The following is a 19734-nucleotide window of genomic DNA, read 5'->3' on the forward strand; positions in this document are numbered from 1 at the left end:
GGTTTAGTTTGGCCGGTCAACCCGAAGCGTCACATGTGCCGTCCCACGCACGGGCTTGGACCATTTCAGTTCAGCAAGTTCCGCACTTGGCCCCTGATTAACCTCGACATGCGGATTGTCCCAAACCTGATTGTTTGACCCATCCCGAAGCGCCCCTTCGATCACAACAGAACTGACCGTCCGCGCATTTCCACCAAATGGGAAATAGTCCGACCCGTCCAATGTCCACGTGCTGGCTGCGGTGTTTTGGTTAAACTCCAATGTCACGGGGGACATCGTGCGCTGGGTGATCCCTACGAACGCGTTGTTCTCGAAGGTCACATCACGCATGCTCCAATCGTCGAGGGTTCCATGTGTGCTCACCACACCATCAACTCGGTCCACAAAGCCTGCAACGCTACGGAACACGTTTCCAGTCACATGTAAGCCTGACACATAATGGCCCGTTCCAAATGGTTTCACGAGGATCCATTTAAACCAAGACGCCGCATCAATGCACAGGAACGTGTTGTTTGCGATGGTCATGCCACCGAACGAGTACTCGGAGCCGAAATCCGGCTTCTGGTCATGTTCGTTGTTCCATTCGATCGAACAATTGTCGATGTAGTTCCCTGTGATCACCGCGTTGTTGTTTTCATAGGTAAACACCATGCCCGGAGTTCGCGGGCCATCACTGACGTCATCCCCTTGAAACAGGTGGTTGCCTTGGATGATGTGGTTGGACCCATGAAAAATCATGGACAGTCCCATGCGTTGGAAACGGCTGTCGCGGATCTTTGCATCATTGGCATTCACGTTAAATGCCACCGAGACACGATCCGTCGCAGCCAGCGCTTGTTCGCCCGAAATGAACTGACAGCGATCCACATGTAGATCCTGACAACCGCGCCCGGTTGAGGTAATCGCGTGGTTCTTGGCTTTGATGAAGAAACAATCCTGAAAAACGAAGTTTTCGCCATCACGAGGCAGCATCACAGCCGAGGAATGGTTGTTACACTGGAATTCCACTTCAACCATATTCATGCGGTTGACCTGCGCAAACCCTCCGAAATCCAACACATATTTGTGGCGTGTAAACGTGTAGCTTTGATTGGTGGCCGGACCCCAAAGAGGTTGGCTCAACTCCACCTCGGCGGCGCCAACATTCACCGTTTTCACATAGACCTCGCGACCAACGCCATTCCCCGTAATGATCGCGCCGGGGTCGATGGCCGAAATGTTGGCAACGTTTGTCAGCGTATAAGGGTTGGCCGGGTTGTACTGCGCGGTCGAGGTCGCAACCTCATCATCCCAAGCCGCACCTCCAATCACGTAAAACTGCCCGTTCTTGATCACGCGGCGGATTAGAAACGAATCCGACGTGGCATAAGCTGCCTGCATATCAATCGGCTCGGTCACATCAATGCGACGGCCGCACATGTCCAGCGTTTCGTGATCGGCATAGTGCAACAGCGCCTGAAACGCCTTGCGAAAGCCCAAAAGCTCGGTTCCAAACGCGTCGATATAGGTTGGAAGGTCAAAGGAACGTGTAAGGGACAGATACACGTTGTCGGCCATCGTGACGGTGCCCTCAAACCGAATGTCGGAATGCAGGGTCAGGTTCGAACCGATATGAAAGATGCCCTCTGGCACCAAAAGCGTACGCCCGGCAGACGCAGCGTCAGCCGCCGCAAAGGCAGCGCGGTCATCGGTAACGCCATCCCCTGCCGCCCCAAAGTCGCGCACATCCACCCAGTCCATCATGTCGCGCAGATAGGCCCCGGTGACATCCTCAATGACAATCTCATCAATGCGGACTGCAGCACCGTTAGACCCGATCAGATCCAACCCCAAATGGGCATAGGCGACGTCATCGCCCCAAACCATATCCACGCTGGACCGGCTGCCCGATCCGATGATGGCTGAGACCTCAACCACTTCACCATAAGAGGTCAAAGCAACGACCGCTCCGGTTTCAACATAACCGCCCGCATGGCCCCCACCTGTCAGGCTTGGACGCGCTGCAATGCGCACCGACGGAAGTGGGCCCGAGATCGCTTTGACCTTCGCGCGAACCCGTAGATAACACCCTTGCTCAAACGGCGTTTGCCCCATGTAACGAAGCGTTTGGGTGTTTTGGTCTTTGAACAGTTCAAGACAGCTGTCGAAATCCTGATCTGCCGGAACAATGGCCGCATTGCCCGCACCATCATATGTATTTGTGCCCGGGGTGCCGTCTTCGCTTGACCAGACATCAAGCCCATCTTCGAATTCTGGCGGCATGAACACCACACCATCGGTTATCGCCTTGTTCATAGAAACCCCTTTCAGGTCGAAATTCACGCAAGGCCCCGATTGATCGCAGACGAAACGGCCAGCCGTTCAATGCAGCGAATTCAGGGGCAAGATACGCGGAAAGGGGTAATGCCCAGGGTTTAACAGGGCTTAACGCATGCGCGCGTTGCGGGGCCTCAAAACGAAAAACGGTGCGTCAACTGAATGACGCACCGCTTTGTTTTAAAATCATATTGTCCGTTATTTCGCAAGGTCACCCGCAAGGGCACGATCAATCAAGGCCGCCGTTTCTTCGGCCCCGTAAAGGGCTGCAAAGCCACCGAACCGCGGGCCTTGGCTGGCGCCCAGAAGCACCTCGTAAAGGGCTTTGAACCAATCGCGCAGGTTGTCAAACCCGTGCAGTTTGCCCAGCGCAAAGACGACCGATTGCAAGAACTCATCCGAGCTGAAATCGACCGCGGGAAGCGGATCTTCATTGCCCATCATCTCGTTCTTACGGGCAATCGCATCCAGCGCAACGTCACCGTCGCGCAGCGCATGTGCCAGTTCCTCCAGCGCGCCACGTTCTTGATCCGTGGGCAGGCGGAACACCTTCTCGGGCTCCACGAAGTCTTCGTAATACTTCACTGCATAGCCTGCCGCCGCATCCAGATCGGGATGGGTTTCGGGCGAAGCGTCCGGCGCATAGCGCTGGATGAAACCCCAAAGCTGCGTTTTGTCGTGGGCATGTGCCACAGACGCAAGGTTCAACAGCATCGAGAACGGAACCACCATGTTCGACATCGGCACATCACCCGCATGGATGTGCCAAACCGGATTGTTCAGCTGCGCTTTCAAGTCTTGCTTGTGATAGGCGTTCAGCTGCTGATGATATTCGTCCATCGCCTTCGGGATCACATCAAAATGCATGCGCTTGGCGGTCTTAGGCTTAAGATACATGAAGTATGACAGGCTTTCGGTCGACGCATAGGTCAGCCATTCATCAATCGAAATCCCGTTGCCCGAAGTTTTCGAGATCTTCTGCCCGTTCGAATCCAAAAACAGCTCGTATGTGAAGTGCTCGGGCGCACGATGACCCAAGATACGGCAAATCTTGTCATAGATCGGCGTATTTGTGCTGTGGTCTTTGCCATACATCTCGAAGTCAACTTCCAGCGCGGCCCAGCGCGCGCCAAAATCTGGCTTCCACTGCAGCTTCACGTTGCCGCCGGTGACGGGCAACGTCCATTCCTTGCCGTCCTCATCATCGAACGTGATGGTATGGTTTTCTGCGTTCACTTCTTTCATCGGCACGTAAAGCACGCGGCCCGTTTCCGGATGGATCGGCAGGAAAATCGAATAGGTCTGGCGACGCTCTTCACGAAGGGATTTCAGCATCACCTCCATTACCTCGTCATATTTCTCGACAGCGCGTTTCAGCACTTCGTCAAATTGGCCCGTGCCGTAGAATTCAGTGGCCGAATAGAATTCGTACTCAAACCCAAACGTATCAAGGAACCGGCGCAGCATGGCGTTGTTGTGATGGCCAAAGCTTTCATGGGTGCCAAACGGGTCCGGCACGCTGGTCAGCGGCTTTTGCATATGTGCTTCCAGGCTTTCCGCGTCTGGAACATTGCCCGGCACTTTTCGCATCCCGTCCAAATCATCCGAAAAACAGATCAGCTTGGTTGGGATGTCCGATATCACCTCGAACGCGCGCTGGATCATTGTCGTGCGTGCAACTTCGCCAAATGTCCCGATATGCGGCAGGCCCGACGGACCATAGCCCGTTTCAAACAGCACATATCCCTTCTCTGGCGCGCCCTTCTGGTAACGTTTGAGCACCCGGCGTGCCTCTTCAAAGGGCCAGGCTTTCGAACTCATCGCGGCGTCGCGCATCTCGGACATGTGCTTTCCTTTCTTATCGCGCAAATTGCGCTAAGTGCTCTCCCTATTGCGTAGGGGTCGCGGGGTCAATATTCTGCACCGCAACAGAGGAGCATATCCAAGTGCAAGACATTCCCCATTCCCTAACCGCTCAGGACTGCCTGATTGCAGTCATGATGGCGGTTTCCGCGTCGGATGAAGAAATCACATCCGCCGAGCTTTTGACCATCGAGCGTATCGTCAACCACCTTCCAGTGTTCGCCACCTATGACCCAGATCGCTTTAAAACCGTATCGCAAACCGTCTTTGACCTATTTGCTGTCGAAGATGGGCTGGACGCCCTGTTTGGCTTGGTGCGCGACAATCTTCCCGAAAACCTGTGGGAAACGGCCTATGCGCTGGCATGTGACGTTGCGGCCTCTGATGGCGTATTGCACGGGCCCGAGATTCGCATCCTTGAAGAAATCCGCTACGAGCTCAGCATTGATCGTTTACATGCGGCAGCCATTGAACGGGGCGCACGGGCACGCCATATGAACCTGTGATCGACGCAGCCTCTGCGTCTTCCAATCTAACAGCTATATATGGAAAGGGCCGTCATGCTCGACAGCTTTGAAATCACCCGGCGCTGGCCGGCCAAAGACGCGAATGTCATTCAGCTCTATTCGCTGCCCACGCCAAATGGCGTAAAGGTGTCGGCGATGCTTGAAGAAACCGGCCTTCCGTACGAGGCGCATTTGATCAACATCATGGATGGAGATCAATTCACGCCAGAGTATCTGTCTCTGAACCCCAACAACAAGATCCCGGCCATCATTGACCCAAACGGTCCAGATGGCGCGCCGCTGCCGCTTTGGGAAACTGGAGCAATTCTGATCTATCTGGCTGAAAAGTCCGGGAAGTTCCTGCCGACTGACCCGTCGAAACGTGCAGAAGTCATGCAGTGGCTGATGTGGCAGATGGGCGGCTTTGGACCGATGCTTGGCCAGTTTGGGTTCTTCTACGCCTATGGCGGCAAAGACATCGAAGACAAGCGCCCAATGGAGCGTTACCGCGATGAAGCAAAGCGTCTACTTGCCGTTTTGGACAAACGTCTGGACGGGCGCGAGGTCGTTGCAGGCGACGAATACTCCATCGCCGACATTGCCATCTGGCCGTGGGTCCGGGCGCTGTTCACTGCTTATAATGCAGGTGATGTCTTAGAACTTGAGAGCTTCCCGAACGTGCTGCGCTGGCACACAAACTGCGCAGATCGCCCAGCGTCTAAAACTGCAGTCAACGTCCCACCCAGACCCTGATTGGGTTTTGAGAGGGGGCTTACAAACCCCTTAATCTGCTGACAAAGGTCGGGCATGCTTTTCACGCGGCCCGGCCTTTTCCATTGGGTGTCGGCCTAGTGCCCTTTTTTGCGTGATGCTGCGTTCGGAATGAATGCTCGTGTTAGCTTTGAGCATGTTTCGGGTCGATCCATCAAAAGGCATGGCGCTATCTAGGCTCCAAACGACATAGGAACCAAGAAGATGAGCTTTCAAATTCATTCTTTACCAGCCGAGGACTTTGCTGACCTGTTCGCGCTTTCCAACGCTGAGCTAACCGAAAAAAACGCGTGCCGCCAGATTGTGCAATCGAAGCCCGGTACACCATGCCGCGTGAGCATGGCCGATGCCGAAGTGGGCGAAACTGTTATTCTGCTCAACTATGAGCACCAACCAGAGAAGTCGCCGTATAAGGCGACACATGCAATCTTTGTGCGGGAAGGTGCGCCGCAAGCCCAGTTGGCTGTTGGCGAAGTGCCAGAAGTTTTACGATCTCGCCTCATTTCACTACGATTGTTTGATAGCAATCATATGATGATTGATGCTGATGTTCTTCAAGGAGACGGTCTCGCCGACGCCATTACAACAGCGTTTGAAAACGATCAGGTGTCTTATGCTCATTTGCACTACGCCAAACCCGGTTGTTTTGCTGCATCCGTCACCCGCACAGTTTAGATAGTGTAGTTGGATGAAGCGGTCCCCCCGACCCGACCTTAGGCCCCAAACAACACAGACCAACGCGCAATCAGATCGTGTTGCAAGCGGCGCGATCGTCTGCTCCAACCACGTGCACCTTGTGGGCGTTCACGAAACGCGCGCTGAATTGCGCCGCGTCGCTCCATATCTGCTGTGAAAATCGCAAAGGCCAGCTCTCGCCCATTTGGGGCGGTCACGTACCCCGCCAGAGACGAAACAAAGTTCAGCGTCCCCGTCTTTGCGCGGATGGTGTGGCTTCCGCCATCAGGCAGAAGCTCTGATCTTGACGGGACATTCTTCAGCAACGGCGCCAAATCGCCATCCGGTGACGTCGCGATCAAAGCCCGCACCATATCACGCGCGGTGACCTTCGATTGGTCACTTAAACCACTGTGATCGACAAAACTCAGGCGGCGGGTTCCAAGTGCCTCCTTGGACCATAAGGACATCGCGGTTGCCGATCCGGGCAAATCAGCTGGCGAGGCGCCCGCTTCGACGCTGGCCGCCATACCAACCACTTCGGCGGTCAAATTGGTCGAATACTTCAACATGCCCCTCACAATCTCGGACACCGGGGCCGAGTAATAAGTGGTCAGCACGCTTCCATTTGTCGTGGTGTCTTGCGGCATAGGGCGCGGCAGTTTGATCCCCTGCCCACGCGCCAAGACCTGAAAGACTTCACCGGCATAAAGGTCGGGACGCCGCACGGGCAGCCATCGCGACCCACCTTTACCCAAAGCCGTCTGGGCCACAGTCCAGCTGTCGACGCCCGAGGCATCTTTGTAGGTAAAAATGGGGGACTTGCGGTCAACAATTTGCATCCGCGCCATTTTAACGGCGGGTCGAAGCGTCTCGGATCGGGCATCCATGGCCACGTCCCAGCCCTGCCCCGCGCGTTTCCATTCAAAATGCACGCGGTTGAAGTTCAGGTTCAGGCCCGAGATCGAAGGATTATAGCCAAGGTGATCTGGTTGCCCCGGATCAATGACGCGCTGGTACGGAAGGTAAGCACCATCCACCTTGAAACTGCCGGTGATCCCGGTCACTCCTTGGGCCTGCAAGTCCAGTGCCATCTGGGCCAACCCATCCGTATCAAGCGTCGGATCCGCCCCACCCACAAGGATCAGATCGCCTTGAATGACGCCATTCTTGATAGCCCCGGTTGCCATCAAGCGCGTGGCAAACTGATGCCCCCCACCGAGAACTGACAGGGCATAGGCCCCCGTGATTGCCTTCGCAACACTGGCCGGGGGCAGTGGTAAAATGGGGTTTCGAACCTCAAGCACTTCACCGCTTCTGGCATCTGCGACCATGAAGCCCAGCTTGCCCCCAAGCCCGGCTGCATCAAGCAGTTGATCAACAGATGGAAGGCTACTTTTTGCAAAGTCTTCGGGCTTTGGTACGGGAAACAACGACGTCGCAGGCGCATTCGCCAACACAGGCGAGGCTACACCGGCCCCAAGTCCTGATAAAAATACGCGTCTGGAAATTGCTTTCGCCATGAAGCGAGTAAACCTTTCATGGTCCAGTCATTCAAGTGCGAAACCCAACGATCAGCAGGTTCTTTCTGACAGGTTCACCAATCACCGCGCTCTCTGATCTGAGACGATGAAATGTCCACCATGGGCACATTCACCAGACACCACGCGGGCGCCTGCGCAATCCGAAGCTGCTCTGCATCGCGCCCCTTGATCTGGGCCGCCCGAAACCGTCGTGCAGCTTTGGACATACGCGCCTGCCCGCGATCTCCGGGCCGTGCAAGCACACCAATCGGCACGTTTGCCATGATCCAGTCCCAGCGCTCCCAGCGATGAAAACCTGCCAGATTGTCCGCGCCCATCAGCCAGACAAACTGCACGCCAGGATACAGCGCGATCAGCGCTTCCAATGTCTCTGCCGTATACTGCGTGCCGGTATGGGCTTCGATCTGAGTGACCTGGACGCGTGGGTGTTTTATCACATCCCGTGCATACGCAACACGTTGATCAAGCGGCGCGGGGCCATGTTCTTTCAACGGATTTCCCGGCGTCACCAGCCACCAAACCTGATCCAACCCGAACCGCTTCAGTGCTTCGCGCGTGATATGCACATGACCCGCATGGGCCGGATCAAACGACCCGCCCAAAAGCCCGATCACCTGCCCCTCGCGCGCATATGGAAATTCGTGACGCATTATTCACCCGATAAACCGCAACTTCCCTATCGCGGGGCAATTGCCCTCGTCCAGTGAAATCGCTATTTGCATGGGAACTGCGCAAATCACCTGCGCTCTTGTTCAACTGGGCACTCGCCCCCGCACGGAGCATTCACATGGCCGCTTATCAATATGTCTACCACATGGACGGCGTTTCCAAGACTTATCCCGGTGGGAAGAAGTGCTTTGAAAACATCCGCCTAAGCTTCCTGCCCGGCGTGAAAATCGGCGTCGTGGGCGTCAACGGTACCGGTAAATCGACGCTGATGCGCATCATGGCGGGCATCGATAAGGAATTTCAGGGCGAAGCCTGGGCTGCTGAAGGTGCCAAGGTTGGCTATCTGCCGCAGGAGCCAGAACTGGATGCATCGCTTGATGTGCGTGGCAACGTGATGCTGGGCGTGTCTGAAAAGAAAGCCATTCTTGAGCGGTATAACGAACTGGCCATGAACTATTCGGACGAAACTGCGGACGAGATGGCCAAACTGCAGGACGAGATCGACGCCCAGAACCTCTGGGATCTGGATGCGCAAATCGATGTGTCTATGGAGGCTCTGCGCTGCCCCCCTGATGACGCCGACGTGACAACCCTGTCAGGTGGTGAAAAACGCCGCGTCGCGCTGTGCAAGCTGCTACTTGAAGCCCCCGACATGCTGCTGCTGGATGAGCCGACCAACCACTTGGACGCCGAAACCATCGCGTGGCTGCAACAGCACCTGATCGACTACAAAGGCACCATCCTGATCGTCACCCACGACCGTTACTTCCTGGATGACATCACCAGCTGGATTTTGGAACTCGACCGTGGCTCGGGCATTCCTTACGAAGGCAACTACTCGGCTTGGCTGGAACAGAAAGCCAAGCGCCTGTCGCAAGAAGCCCGCGAAGACAAATCCAAGCAAAAAACGCTTGAGCGCGAGCTGGAATGGATGCGTCAGGGTGCGAAAGCCCGTCAGGCGAAATCCAAAGCCCGGATCAACGCCTATAACGAAATGGCTGGCCAGTCCGAGCGTGATAAGGTGGGCCGCGCTCAGATCGTCATTCCCAACGGTCCCCGCCTTGGCGCCAAGGTGATCGAGGTCGAAGGCCTGAAGAAACACATGGGCGACAAGCTGTTGATCGAGGATCTGTCGTTCTCGATCCCTCCCGGCGGCATCGTCGGCGTGATCGGCCCCAACGGCGCGGGTAAATCGACCCTGTTCAAAATGATGACCGGGCAAGAGACGCCCGACGAAGGTACGATTGAATTGGGCGACACGGTGAAACTGTCCTATGTCGACCAGTCCCGTGACGATCTGAAGGCGAATGAAACCGTATGGGAAGCGATTTCCGGCGGGGCCGAGATCATTGAACTGGGCGACGCACAGGTGAATTCCCGCGCGTACTGCTCATCCTTCAACTTCAAAGGCGGCGATCAGCAGAAAACGCTGAACCTGCTGTCGGGCGGTGAACGCAACCGCGTGCACATGGCGCGCCTGTTGAAAGAGGGCGGCAACGTGCTGCTGCTTGACGAACCGACCAACGATTTGGACGTGGAAACCCTGCGGGCCTTGGAGGACGCGCTGGTCGACTTCGCCGGCTGCGCCGTCGTCATCTCGCACGACCGCTTCTTCCTTGACCGTATCTGTACCCACATCTTGGCCTTCGAAGGCGACGCGCATGTGGAATGGTTCGAAGGCAACTTCGAGGATTACGAAGAGGACAAGAAGCGCAGGCTCGGACCTGATGCTCTGGAGCCCAAACGCTTGAAGCATAAGAAGTTTACGAGATAAGAGGGCGGTCACGGCGAAAACCTGCTAAACCTCACGCAATCGTTAAAAAGTTACCCAACAGGCACATGATTTTCGTGCTATCTTTAACACAAGGTTTTTACGAGTTTCTGATGTGAGGCAGAAGCATGGTTGTCTACTATGGCTATCAGAATGCCATCTTTGGGACGCAGAGCACGATCAACGGCTCTGCGTTTAACTACAATTCTGCGCCCACCGTTGGCGGCACCTGGAGCTGGTCCGGAACAAGCACCAACTTTGCCGTCAAAGAAAACGACGGTGCCTCCAATTTCAACGGCGACGTGACCAACGAACAGGTTTCGGCACAGGAACAAATTGGCGGTGTCTGGGCTCAGACAGTCGAGATCGGCGGGACCGATCGTCAGGTTGTCTGGGATTACACCTTTGAAGTCACTGCCGCTGACGGAACCGTCTTCCGCGTGGCGGTGATTGATGTTGATCTGAACAATGATGACGATCTGCAGGATGCGGGTGAAGATGGGTACTATCTGGTTTTCCCGGATGGAATCCCGCCCGCCGGTACCGATCTGACCGTCGGCCCTATTGTGGAAAATGACGCCGGCGCGCTGCATTTAGATCTTGGGGCTCAGGTGGTTTGCTTCACCAAGGGGACTTTGATCGAAACGCGTTCAGGTTCGACTCCCATCGAAAATTTGGAACCCGGTGATATGGTATTGACGCAATCCGGGGACTACCAGCCCTTGATTTGGGTCGGTCAAACGACAGTTACAGCGGCAGGGAAGCTTGCGCCGATTGTGATATCGAAGGGTGCTCTTGGAAACATGCGCGAATTGGTCGTATCCCCTCAGCACGGCATTGTCATCAAAGATTGGCGTGCACAGTTTTTGTTTGGCGAGGATCAAGTGATCGCACGGGCGGTCGATCTTGTGAATGGCGAAACGATTTATCGTCGACCGGGTGGTGTGGTCACCTACTATCACGTTCTGTTCGAACGCCATCAGATCATCTATTCCGAAGGCATTCCCACTGAAAGCCTCTATCCGGGCATCGTAGCCATGGGCGCGGTTTCAGCAGACTACCAACAGGAGCTTCTGACGCTCTTTCCAGAGCTTTTTCAGGATGGTGTATTTTGCACCCCAAAGGCCGCGCGTTTCTTGCGCGCTTATGAAGCGGTTTGTCTTAACAAACGCTAGGTCTGCGCTTCCAGCATTATTGATCACGAGCAATATAGCCGGGGCATAATGGCTTACTCACCTCAGACGGGGGGTGAGTTCCCATCATCATACAGTGCCGAAAACTCCCCCCCCTTCGGTAACTTTGTGTTTGGACCGGGCGCGATCGCGTTCAGACCACTCCTCTAGACCCCCACCATGCCCCCACCGCATACCGGCAATACCAAATCACACGATGTACTCACCCATGATCGCCCTTACCTAAGCGGCAACTGATAATCACCGCCAGAAGGGCAAGATCATGGAAAAGACCGAATACACCTACCCCACGCAGGACGAAATCGATGCCATCATCCGCAATGCGCAGCAAATGCGGGCCGAGGCTATGGCAAGCTGGGTGCGCAGTGCTTGGACTTGGCTAACACATCGTCGGTCGATCTCGGTCACAAGTGACCGGGCACCGGCACAGATGTCCCTGTAAAGAAGCGCCGCCCCCTGTTGACCGCAACAGGGGGGCTTCATCGTTCGGTGTTTTCGAACTCGAACACACCTATTTTTTAACCCCATCACCCCCGGTGTTCCCGCCAAGTTGACCGTTCACACCCCTCAGCCCTAAGCTTTCCCCATTAAGAAGAGGGGAAAACATTATGAAACGAAGGGGTTTTCTGGCGCTTAGCTGCGCCGGTCTTGTCACTGCGTGTGCACGCTCGGGTGCTATCAGGCTCGCACCCAACACCAAGTTAATCATCCTAAGACATGGGGATCGTACGGGGCCTGACCTGAACGCGAAAGGGCGCGCGCGGGCGCAAGCTTTGGTGGGTGCGCTGGATGGCATTCCTGTCGATGCGATCTTTGCGCCAAGCGTTCAGCGAAATCTGGATACGGCGCAGCCGCTTGCGACTGATCGCGATTTGCTCATAAACCGCCTACCAGCCAATGGAATGGCGTCCCGGCTGATCACTGCCGCGTCGGGAAAGACTGTGGTGTGGGTTGGCAACAAAGGCAATCTGCGCGAGATTTGGGATACTTTGGGTGCAGGCGGCGAGCCACCGCTGAACTATGGCGACTTGTTCACCGTGACGGCCAATCGCTTCGGCATGTTGCAGATCGAACGGCGCCAGCACGGCCCAGACGCCTAGTCCCTTTTAACTGGTACAGGGTTGCCTTCGTCATCCAGTGAAACAAAGATGAACACGCCTTCGGTCACCTTGTGTTTTGACCGACCGCGATCGCGTTCTGACCACGCCTCGAGTGTGATCGCCATCGAAGTACGGCCAACTTTCGTGACCTCTCCGTAAAGGCACAAAACGTCGCCCACTTTGACGGGAGAGATGAATTTCATCGCGTCCACCGCCACGGTCGCCACGCGCCCGCCTGCGTATTCCGCAGCCAACACGCCGCCCGCGATGTCCATTTGTGACAGCACCCAGCCGCCGAAGATGTCTCCGGCCACGTTGGTGTCCTTGGGCATGGCAAGCGTGCGCAGGATGATGTCGCCTTCTGGCGCGGATTGAGTATCGGACGTCTTAGTGGACATTGGGGGGGCCTCGTTCATTGTTGCCCCTTGGGTAAGCCGCGCACGCGCGCCGTGCAAGGTCGTCTTTACGTTACGCAGGCTTTGCCACGTCATAAAGTTCGTTCAGAAGGTCCAGAAGGGTCTCCATCTTCTCGGTCCCAAAGCGGGTTTCGAGGTCCTCATAGATGCCCGCAGCTTTCCCGGCCATCGTGGCGTATTTTTCCCGCCCCCCGGACGAAATCTGCACCCGACGGCGGCGCGCGTCGCTGTCTTCGACCCGCTCGATCAGCTTCTGCTCAGTCAGCGTTTTCAGGATGCGCGACAGGCTGGGCGGCATCAGGACGCAGCGTTCTGCCAATTCGGTGGCGCAGCAGGCTTTGCCTTCGGCCAGCACGCGGATCACGCGCCATTGCTGGACGGTCAGACCAATTTCATCAAGTTCAAGGCGGAAGGGTTTGAGGGTTGCTTCACGGGCGTGGAGAAGGGCCAGAGGCAGCGCGCGATCGAGTTTCTTCATCATCTTGGGTCCTTTCGCGGATGGCCGCGTGGATCGTGCTCCAGCCTTTGCGACTGAAGCGGGTTTCAATTTCCTGAACCTCAAGACTTAGAATAAAGGGCGTGTCGCCCATCTGTGGGCGCAGCGCGTCCTCAACCGCGCTGTATAGGGTGTCGGCGATGGCCTCGCGCGTGGCCTCGTCCCGTCCCTGCCCAAGTCTTAGGATCATATCGACGAAGTGATACCCGCCTGCCCCGTCTCCGATTGCATCAACGTCAGCTTCGAACCCACGCACGCGGATGCCGCCGATGGGGCATTGCCCCGTGGCGACCAGTGCAGCGCGCATGGTTTCGGCCACGGCTTGCAGATCCGCTTGCTGGCCCAGCCCGTTGCTGTATTCGAAAGACAGGTGTGGCATGTTCACTCCTTAACACCGGCAGTAAATACCGCTCGCGTGGAAATTGCAATTCATTGCGGGTGCAACAAGTTGCCTCAGGCTTTCACCAAACCTGCTGCAACCCACGCGTCGAATTCGGCCAACACCCGGTCCGAGAAGGCCGCGTCATTGATATGTGCATCCAGCTCGATCAAGGTCACGTTGTCCGGGCAATTTGCACGAATTTCGTCGATGAAGGCCGCAAGCCCTTCGGCGTCATGCAGTGGCCCGCCGGGACGGTCCCATTCATTGCCGCCGTGAAGTGGCAGGATCAGGTTCACGGGCCCTTTCGCACCGGATAGCTGTTGGCACATTGCTTGTGCCATCTCGCGCCGTTGCTCAGGTGTCATCATCACTGAAGACAGAAGACGGTTATGCGCGTGCACCTCTTGTCCTTCCAGCTTCGGCGGCACCGCCTGCCAGCCAATGATATCGACAAGATCATAGCAGCCAATGGACACCATTTGCGGTGTGGAGGACGCCCCTGCATTGGTCATCCGATCCGGGCCTGCGGAAATGGTCGATCCCATGATGTGATTGCCCAGCTCTTGCGGTGCGAAATCCAGAACAGCGGCGAATGCACCTTCGGCGGCCAAGCTCTCAAACGCCCGACCACCCATGCCGGTGGCATGAAACACGGCAACCTCAAACCCGCGTTCTTCCAACGCAGGTTTCAGGCTAACCATATAGCGCAGCACGGTTTTCCCGAAGCTGGTCATACCGATAAGCGGTTTTTTGGAAGCTGGCTTCTCGACCGCGCGCGCGGCGCCCAATACGGCCCCAGCCGCCTGAGACAGCGACGCTTTGCAGATCGAGTTCAGACCATACAATCCGCCCGCCCACAGTATCATCTGAACGTCCGCCGGCAGACGTTCTGGCGGAATGAGCGGCGAGAAACTGACCGTCGAGACAACGTATTTCGGCACCCCGATTGGCAAGGCCTGACACAGGTCCAAGGCCGCGTCCGTGCCCATCGTGCCACCAAGGACAATCAGCCCGTCAAACACGCCCTCACGATACAGCTTCAGCGCCAGCGCCGCCGATCCCTGTGCCATGATCTGCATGGCAGTATTCTCGTTCCCGCTGTCGATGGCCGCCTGAATGGACGACCCGCCGGCCTCGGCCACATCATGTTTGGAATAATCACACGGCGCGCTGGGATCGCCTAGAACCGAGATGTCCATCGTGGCTACGCCTCCGCCTTGCCCACGGATCACCTCGGCCAGATAGTTCAGCTCGTCATCTTTCGTGTCGTAGGTCCCGACGACTAGAATTGTCCTGTCACTCATAGCTGCATCCATGCTGTCTTGAGGTCGAAATACTTGTCGAACGCGTGCATCGACTTGTCATGCCCATTGCCCGATTGTTTCACGCCCCCCAATGGCACCGTGCCGTCCGCACCGCCATAGGTGTTCACATGCACAACACCCGCCTGAATATCGCGCACCATATTGTGCGCACGGCTGAAGTTCGACGTCCAAACCCCTGCAGCCAAACCGAATTTGGTGGAGTTGGCGATGGCGACGGCCTCAGCGTCCGTTTTGAACGGGGTTACCGCCAGCACCGGGCCGAAGACCTCGTTCTGCGCCACGTTGTGTTCGGGCTTCACGCCTTTGAGCACGGTCGGTTCCATGAAATAGCCGCCTGTATCTTCCATGATCCGCGATCCGCCCAAGGCAACCTCGGCCCCCTCTTCGATGGCTTTCGTGACAAAGTTCAGATTGCCCTCAAGCTGGGTCAGGTTGTTCACGGCGCCAATGTTGGTGGTCAGGTCTAGAGGGTTGCCCACTTTCATTGCCGCCGCATGACGCGACAGCGCTTCGACAAATTCGTCATGCACGCTTTCTTCAACCAAAAGGCGCGAGCCTGCCACGCAGACCTGCCCCGCGTTGCGGAAGATGCCTGCGGCTGACACCTTGGCCGCCTGCTCCAAATCTGTCGCATCTGCAAAGACCACGTTGGGGGACTTGCCGCCCAGCTCCAGATAGCAGCGTTTCAAATTGGACCGCGCCGAGTATTCCAACAGCCGCCGCCCCACCCCGCCTGAGCCGGTGAAGACCAACACATCGACGTCCATGGACAAAGCTAAGGCTTCGCCCGTGACAGCGCCGGACCCGGTCACCACGTTCAGAACACCATCCGGCACCCCTGCTTCACTGGCCAACTCGGCCAACCTAAGCAGCGTCAAAGAGGCGGTTTCGGCAGGCTTCAGCACGACCGAATTTCCAGCCGCCAAGGCGGGCGCCAGTTTCCATGCTCCGATCATCAGGGGGAAGTTCCACGGAACAATCGCGCCAACAACACCCACGGGTTCTTTGTGCACAAGGCCCAGTACATTGCCCGCGGTCGGGGCAATTTCCCCGTAAACTTTATCCAAAGCCTCGGCGTAGTAGCGGAAGGTGCCTGCTGCCGATCCCGGCTCGGCCTTCAGCGCCATGCCAATCTCGGTCCCGTTGTCGCGCACGCCCAGAACGGCCAGTTCCAGCGCGTTTTTCTCGATCAGATCGGCCAGCTTGTGCAGCACTTTTTTGCGATGTGCAGGTGCTGCGCGCGACCAGCGCCCGTCATCAAACGCGCGTCTGGCCGCCGCAACAGCCCGATCGACATCCGCAGCCGTGGCCCGCGCAATCGTGGTTAGTCTTTGTCCGTCAATCGGCGAGAGAACGTCTTGCGCTTCGTCCTCAGCGTCTTGCCACGCTCCGTCAATATAAAGTTTCTGCGGCGCGATAGGATGGCTGGAAAGCTCGTTGATGCGTGACTGATCTGCCATTCGTCGGTCTTTCTTTCTTTGTAGTCCAGCCAGACCCGGCGCAAATGCAGGGCCAAAACCAGAATGATCATTCCAAACAGGATCGCCGCGATGGGGCGATCAATGAAGTCTAACGGGGTTTTTACGCGTGCCATGGCGCTGCGCAGTTTCACTTCCATAATGCCGCCCAACACCATGCCCAAAACGATGGGAACCACGGGCAACTGCATGCGTTTCATGATGAAACCAAAGATGCCGAAGGCTGCCGCAATGATGCAGTCGGTTAGCGAGTTGCGGAGGCTATAGACCCCAACGAAGCTGAGGATCAGAATACACACGCCAAGGAAACGGTTGGGGATTTTCACCACTTTGATCAGCTGGTTTGTTGCGACCAACAGGAAGGCCACCACCAGCACATTCAGGATCAGAAGCGCGAGGTAAAGCGCCACCACGAAATCCATATCGTTCTGGAAAAGCTGCGGTCCGGGGATCACGTTATGCACGTAGAAAACGGACAGCATCATCGCCGTCAGCGCCTCGCCCGGAATGCCAAGCGCTAAAAGCGGCACCATGGCCGCACCCGGAACGGCGTTGTTCGCGGTCTCGGCAGCGATCAGACCCTCGGAAGAGCCATGCCCGAAGTCCTCGGGGCGTTTCGAGGACTTCTGCGCGTAGGTGTAGGACATGAACTGCGCGGTGAATTCGCCCACGCCAGGGATCATCCCCATGACCACACCAAACGTGGCAGAGATACCGGCGATGCGCGGGTGACGCGCGAGTTCCCGGAACCCCTGAAAGAAGCTGCCTTTCAGCTTGGTCAGGCGCACCTTCTCATCGTCGCCATGTAAAAGAGTGAAGGCTTGGCTAAGGGCGAACAGGCCCAACACAACAACGATCAGGTTCACGCCACCTGACAACCAGCTTTGGTCAAATGTGTAGCGTTTTGAATAGCTTGCTGGATGCAGGCCAATTGTGTTCAACCAAATGCCAAAACAAGCCATCGCCGCCGCAATCAAGGTGTGCTTTCGGTGCGCTGTGACGACAAGAATTAGACCCAAAAGCGCCGCCAAAAAGATCTCGCGCGATCCAAACATCGGAGCGATTTTCGCCAAAATGGGTGCGAATAAGATCAGACAGATGACCGAAAAGATGCCCCCGAAAAAGGACGAACTATAGGCCAGCGAGAGCGCGCGCCGCGCCTCGCCCCGTGTGGTCATGGGATAGCCGTCATAAGTGGTTAGCGCATTCACTGCCGTACCCGGCGTGTTTATCAAGATCGCAGGGATCGACCCGCCATACATCGAACTGCCATAGATGCCTAAAAGCACCGTAAGGCCCACGATCGGATCCATCGAAAAGGTCGCGGGCAGCAAGATCGCAATGGCAACGGCCGGCCCGACACCAGGGATCGCCCCAATCAGCACTCCGCCGACCGAGCCCACCAGTAGGGCCAAAACCACGTCCCATCGTGCTAAGTACGATGACGAGGCCTGCACCTGCGTGAGGAAATCGTAGATAAGATCCATGCGGTCCTCAGAAATTCAGGATAAAGAACGAGCGCATTGCGCCCGGTAGGTATTCATAGATGGCCGCGCCGGGGATCTTCACTTGCAAGAAACTTTTGAAAATCAGCACGACCACGACCGCAAAAACGACCGAGATCCACAGCATAAGGCGCGAACGATACCCAACCCGCCACGTCAGGATCGGCGCAAAGGCCATCGTCACAGGCAGGTAACCGATGATTGGCACCAACAGAACATACACCAAAAACCATCCGGCCCATTCAAAAACGGATGCCCAGACCTTGGCCTCGCGCCGGTCGGTCCAGTGCTGGTAAAGCCATGTCACGCGAACCACCGCCACAAGGAAGATGATGGGCGCTGCGGCAAGCGGGCCAAGCCACAATGCCAGACCTGCGGCAAGAAACGCCCAGAACAAACTCTCTGCCCATTGGAACCAATCCGCCTCGCGCATCCATCTGGGTAGGCGACGTTGTTTGCGAGGCAGGTGCCAGAAATGCAGCGCTGTAAACAGAACCATGCCGCCGACACCGACTCCCGGCCAGAACCGGGGTTGTGCAAAGAAATCTTTGCCCTTCAACCATTTGGTCTGATCCCCAATCGCCGCCAGCAAAAGCGTCGCGCAGATCAGAAACAGGGCTGCAAACAACACCTGACCCCGCTGGGGCCGGTCAGGATGTTCAATTATCTCATCGCTCATTTCGGAGGGTATTCCTTGCGCCAGAAGGCCGGTCTGTGCGTAACACGGGGCCAGCCAAAGCCAGCCCCGCGCGTTCAAATCGTCCGGTCGTTACTCGAGGATCTTACCAATCATCGCGCCGGTTTCCTGATCTTTGGCAATGCGCGCAGCAGAAGCTTCGGCATCCATCCAATAAACAAGAGCGCCGGTTTCTTTCGCCACGGCCTGAGCACGTTCGCTCATCACAGTTTTCGATGCGACGGCTGCAATCTTCTCGCGCACGTCAGCAGGCGTGTCCTTGGTCACAAACAAACCGTTCCAAAGCGCGATGTTCAGGCTATCGTCCAGCTCACCAATGGTGGGCGTGTCGGGCACAAGGCTGATACGCTCGTCCGTTACGGCCATCAGCACCTTCACATCATCAAGGCATGGCAGGATCAATTGCAGCGTTGTGTTGATCACATCCGCATCGCCAGAAGCGAGCGTGTTGCAATCGAGGGCATCAAACGCCGCGTCCGAACCCCACTCGAAGCCAGCGTTCTTCGAATAGGCTTTGGTGACCTGCGTTGGGGTCAGAACATCCCCGAAATGGCCCAATGCTACGTCGTTTTCCTTAGCATAGGCTGCCAGCTCTTCCATCGAGCTGTAAGGCGCGTCGCCTTTGGTGGCGATCACGAAGGGGTATGTCAGAAAGATACCAATCGGGTCGAACTTGGCTGGGGCCAGCTCATCGATACCGATTTCATGTCCAATGACCGGGACGGCAGGAACGAAGCTACCGATGGTATAACCATCCGCTGGCGCGGTCGCGACATCGATAGCACCGGGGAACGGACCACCGCCCCCACCGGGTTTGTTCACAACAGCGGCAGAGATGCCGTATTCGGCCTGAAAGTCCTCTGCGATCATGCGTGTCAGCACGTCTTCAAGATCACCCGGAGGCCACGGCACGATGAAGCTGACTGGCTTTTCCGGATATTCGGCCATGGCGGGCAGCGCCACCATGGATGCAGTTACGGCCAGTGCGCCAGCCAGAATGGATTTGGTTTTCATGACGGTCTCCCTG

At 56.6% G+C, this 19734-nt stretch carries 19 protein-coding genes; 7 read left to right on the forward strand and 12 right to left on the reverse strand.

Annotated features, from left to right (window positions below; all coding sequences use genetic code 11):
• Positions 1-3: 3 nt before the first annotated feature.
• Both AC0L6A_RS11590 and AC0L6A_RS11595 read right to left on the reverse strand, forming a co-directional pair.
• A complete protein-coding gene (locus AC0L6A_RS11590; RefSeq protein WP_473290180.1) occupies positions 4-2295 on the reverse strand; it encodes a glycosyl hydrolase family 28-related protein in 2292 nt (763 codons plus the stop codon).
• A 219-nt stretch (positions 2296-2514) separates the two neighbouring features.
• Entirely contained in the window at positions 2515-4161 is a 1647-nt protein-coding gene (locus AC0L6A_RS11595) for a lysine--tRNA ligase (protein ID WP_473290181.1), read from the reverse strand.
• A gap of 152 nt (positions 4162-4313) precedes the next feature.
• Between AC0L6A_RS11595 and AC0L6A_RS11600 the strand changes: the two genes are divergently transcribed.
• From AC0L6A_RS11600 to AC0L6A_RS11610, 3 genes are all read left to right on the forward strand, one after another.
• Positions 4314-4685: a tellurite resistance TerB family protein gene (locus AC0L6A_RS11600; RefSeq protein ID WP_473293476.1), complete on the forward strand. Its 372-nt coding sequence runs from the start codon at positions 4314-4316 to the stop codon at positions 4683-4685.
• 39 nt (positions 4686-4724) lie between these two features.
• Positions 4725-5438 (forward strand): glutathione binding-like protein, encoded by a 714-nt coding sequence (locus AC0L6A_RS11605; protein ID WP_473290182.1) that lies wholly within the window; start codon positions 4725-4727, stop codon positions 5436-5438.
• Between the two features lie 222 nt (positions 5439-5660).
• Positions 5661-6131: a DUF1203 domain-containing protein gene (locus tag AC0L6A_RS11610; RefSeq protein WP_473290184.1), complete on the forward strand. Its 471-nt coding sequence runs from the start codon at positions 5661-5663 to the stop codon at positions 6129-6131.
• A 38-nt stretch (positions 6132-6169) separates the two neighbouring features.
• Here AC0L6A_RS11610 and dacB read toward each other — a convergent pair whose 3' ends face one another.
• Both dacB and AC0L6A_RS11620 read right to left on the reverse strand, forming a co-directional pair.
• A complete protein-coding gene (gene dacB, locus AC0L6A_RS11615; protein WP_473290186.1) occupies positions 6170-7654 on the reverse strand; it encodes a D-alanyl-D-alanine carboxypeptidase/D-alanyl-D-alanine endopeptidase in 1485 nt (494 codons plus the stop codon).
• A gap of 74 nt (positions 7655-7728) precedes the next feature.
• Positions 7729-8325: a nicotinate-nucleotide adenylyltransferase gene (locus AC0L6A_RS11620; protein WP_473290187.1), complete on the reverse strand. Its 597-nt coding sequence runs from the start codon at positions 8323-8325 to the stop codon at positions 7729-7731.
• Between the two features lie 137 nt (positions 8326-8462).
• On the opposite strand from AC0L6A_RS11620, the gene ettA reads away from it, so the two are divergent.
• The 4 genes from ettA to AC0L6A_RS11640 all read left to right on the forward strand — a co-directional run bounded on the left by ettA (position 8463) and on the right by AC0L6A_RS11640 (position 12408).
• On the forward strand, positions 8463-10118 hold the full coding sequence (gene ettA, locus AC0L6A_RS11625; RefSeq protein WP_473290189.1) for an energy-dependent translational throttle protein EttA: 1656 nt from the start codon (positions 8463-8465) through the stop codon (positions 10116-10118).
• A gap of 125 nt (positions 10119-10243) precedes the next feature.
• Positions 10244-11290, forward strand: coding sequence for a Hint domain-containing protein (locus AC0L6A_RS11630; protein WP_473290191.1), 1047 nt, complete (start codon positions 10244-10246; stop codon positions 11288-11290).
• Positions 11291-11570: 280 nt separating this feature from the next.
• Complete coding sequence (locus AC0L6A_RS11635) at positions 11571-11750, forward strand: RSP_7527 family protein (protein WP_473290193.1); 180 nt, start codon at positions 11571-11573, stop codon at positions 11748-11750.
• A 166-nt stretch (positions 11751-11916) separates the two neighbouring features.
• Complete coding sequence (locus tag AC0L6A_RS11640; protein ID WP_473290194.1) at positions 11917-12408, forward strand: histidine phosphatase family protein; 492 nt, start codon at positions 11917-11919, stop codon at positions 12406-12408.
• Here AC0L6A_RS11640 and AC0L6A_RS11645 read toward each other — a convergent pair.
• From AC0L6A_RS11645 to AC0L6A_RS11680, 8 genes are all read right to left on the reverse strand, one after another.
• On the reverse strand, positions 12405-12824 hold the full coding sequence (locus tag AC0L6A_RS11645) for an acyl-CoA thioesterase (protein WP_473290196.1): 420 nt from the start codon (positions 12822-12824) through the stop codon (positions 12405-12407). The two genes, AC0L6A_RS11640 and AC0L6A_RS11645, sit on opposite strands and share 4 nt — an antisense overlap.
• A gap of 52 nt (positions 12825-12876) precedes the next feature.
• Positions 12877-13305, reverse strand: coding sequence for a MarR family transcriptional regulator (locus tag AC0L6A_RS11650; protein WP_473290197.1), 429 nt, complete (start codon positions 13303-13305; stop codon positions 12877-12879).
• The gene (locus AC0L6A_RS11655; protein ID WP_473290198.1) at positions 13253-13699 is read right to left on the reverse strand and encodes a hypothetical protein; all 447 of its coding nucleotides are present in this window, start codon (positions 13697-13699) and stop codon (positions 13253-13255) included. Before AC0L6A_RS11655 ends, AC0L6A_RS11650 begins: the two co-directional genes overlap by 53 nt.
• A 74-nt stretch (positions 13700-13773) precedes the next feature.
• Positions 13774-15006 carry a Tm-1-like ATP-binding domain-containing protein gene (locus AC0L6A_RS11660; protein WP_473290200.1) on the reverse strand — a complete coding sequence of 411 codons (1233 nt, stop codon included), beginning with the start codon at positions 15004-15006 and terminating at the stop codon, positions 13774-13776.
• On the reverse strand, positions 15003-16445 hold the full coding sequence (locus AC0L6A_RS11665) for an aldehyde dehydrogenase (RefSeq protein ID WP_473293478.1): 1443 nt from the start codon (positions 16443-16445) through the stop codon (positions 15003-15005). The genes AC0L6A_RS11660 and AC0L6A_RS11665 overlap by 4 nt, the downstream gene beginning before the upstream one ends.
• Positions 16352-17992, reverse strand: coding sequence for a tripartite tricarboxylate transporter permease (locus tag AC0L6A_RS11670; RefSeq protein WP_473290201.1), 1641 nt, complete (start codon positions 17990-17992; stop codon positions 16352-16354). The genes AC0L6A_RS11665 and AC0L6A_RS11670 overlap by 94 nt, the downstream gene beginning before the upstream one ends.
• A 7-nt stretch (positions 17993-17999) precedes the next feature.
• Positions 18000-18689 (reverse strand): tripartite tricarboxylate transporter TctB family protein, encoded by a 690-nt coding sequence (locus AC0L6A_RS11675; RefSeq protein WP_473290202.1) that lies wholly within the window; start codon positions 18687-18689, stop codon positions 18000-18002.
• A gap of 90 nt (positions 18690-18779) precedes the next feature.
• On the reverse strand, positions 18780-19721 hold the full coding sequence (locus AC0L6A_RS11680; protein ID WP_473290204.1) for a tripartite tricarboxylate transporter substrate-binding protein: 942 nt from the start codon (positions 19719-19721) through the stop codon (positions 18780-18782).
• Between the last annotated feature and the right edge of the window lie 13 nt (positions 19722-19734).

The organism is Aliiroseovarius sp. D2-2 (assembly GCF_055809455.1).

Excerpts from the sequence above, each read along its gene's own strand:
- AC0L6A_RS11640 (WP_473290194.1), top strand. The coding sequence starts at position 11,917 with ATGAAACGAAGGGGTTTTCTGGCGCTTAGCTGCGCCGGTCTTGTCACT.
- dacB (WP_473290186.1), bottom strand. The coding sequence starts at position 7,654 with ATGGCGAAAGCAATTTCCAGACGCGTATTTTTATCAGGACTTGGGGCC.
- AC0L6A_RS11660 (WP_473290200.1), bottom strand. The coding sequence starts at position 15,006 with ATGAGTGACAGGACAATTCTAGTCGTCGGGACCTACGACACGAAAGAT.
- AC0L6A_RS11610 (WP_473290184.1), top strand. The coding sequence starts at position 5,661 with ATGAGCTTTCAAATTCATTCTTTACCAGCCGAGGACTTTGCTGACCTG.
- AC0L6A_RS11655 (WP_473290198.1), bottom strand. The coding sequence starts at position 13,699 with ATGCCACACCTGTCTTTCGAATACAGCAACGGGCTGGGCCAGCAAGCG.
- AC0L6A_RS11605 (WP_473290182.1), top strand. The coding sequence starts at position 4,725 with ATGGAAAGGGCCGTCATGCTCGACAGCTTTGAAATCACCCGGCGCTGG.
- ettA (WP_473290189.1), top strand. The coding sequence starts at position 8,463 with ATGGCCGCTTATCAATATGTCTACCACATGGACGGCGTTTCCAAGACT.
- AC0L6A_RS11680 (WP_473290204.1), bottom strand. The coding sequence starts at position 19,721 with ATGAAAACCAAATCCATTCTGGCTGGCGCACTGGCCGTAACTGCATCC.
- AC0L6A_RS11675 (WP_473290202.1), bottom strand. The coding sequence starts at position 18,689 with ATGAGCGATGAGATAATTGAACATCCTGACCGGCCCCAGCGGGGTCAG.
- AC0L6A_RS11645 (WP_473290196.1), bottom strand. The coding sequence starts at position 12,824 with ATGAACGAGGCCCCCCCAATGTCCACTAAGACGTCCGATACTCAATCC.
- AC0L6A_RS11600 (WP_473293476.1), top strand. The coding sequence starts at position 4,314 with ATGATGGCGGTTTCCGCGTCGGATGAAGAAATCACATCCGCCGAGCTT.
- AC0L6A_RS11670 (WP_473290201.1), bottom strand. The coding sequence starts at position 17,992 with ATGGATCTTATCTACGATTTCCTCACGCAGGTGCAGGCCTCGTCATCG.
- AC0L6A_RS11620 (WP_473290187.1), bottom strand. The coding sequence starts at position 8,325 with ATGCGTCACGAATTTCCATATGCGCGCGAGGGGCAGGTGATCGGGCTT.
- AC0L6A_RS11590 (WP_473290180.1), bottom strand. The coding sequence starts at position 2,295 with ATGAACAAGGCGATAACCGATGGTGTGGTGTTCATGCCGCCAGAATTC.
- AC0L6A_RS11595 (WP_473290181.1), bottom strand. The coding sequence starts at position 4,161 with ATGTCCGAGATGCGCGACGCCGCGATGAGTTCGAAAGCCTGGCCCTTT.
- AC0L6A_RS11630 (WP_473290191.1), top strand. The coding sequence starts at position 10,244 with ATGGTTGTCTACTATGGCTATCAGAATGCCATCTTTGGGACGCAGAGC.
- AC0L6A_RS11650 (WP_473290197.1), bottom strand. The coding sequence starts at position 13,305 with ATGATGAAGAAACTCGATCGCGCGCTGCCTCTGGCCCTTCTCCACGCC.
- AC0L6A_RS11635 (WP_473290193.1), top strand. The coding sequence starts at position 11,571 with ATGGAAAAGACCGAATACACCTACCCCACGCAGGACGAAATCGATGCC.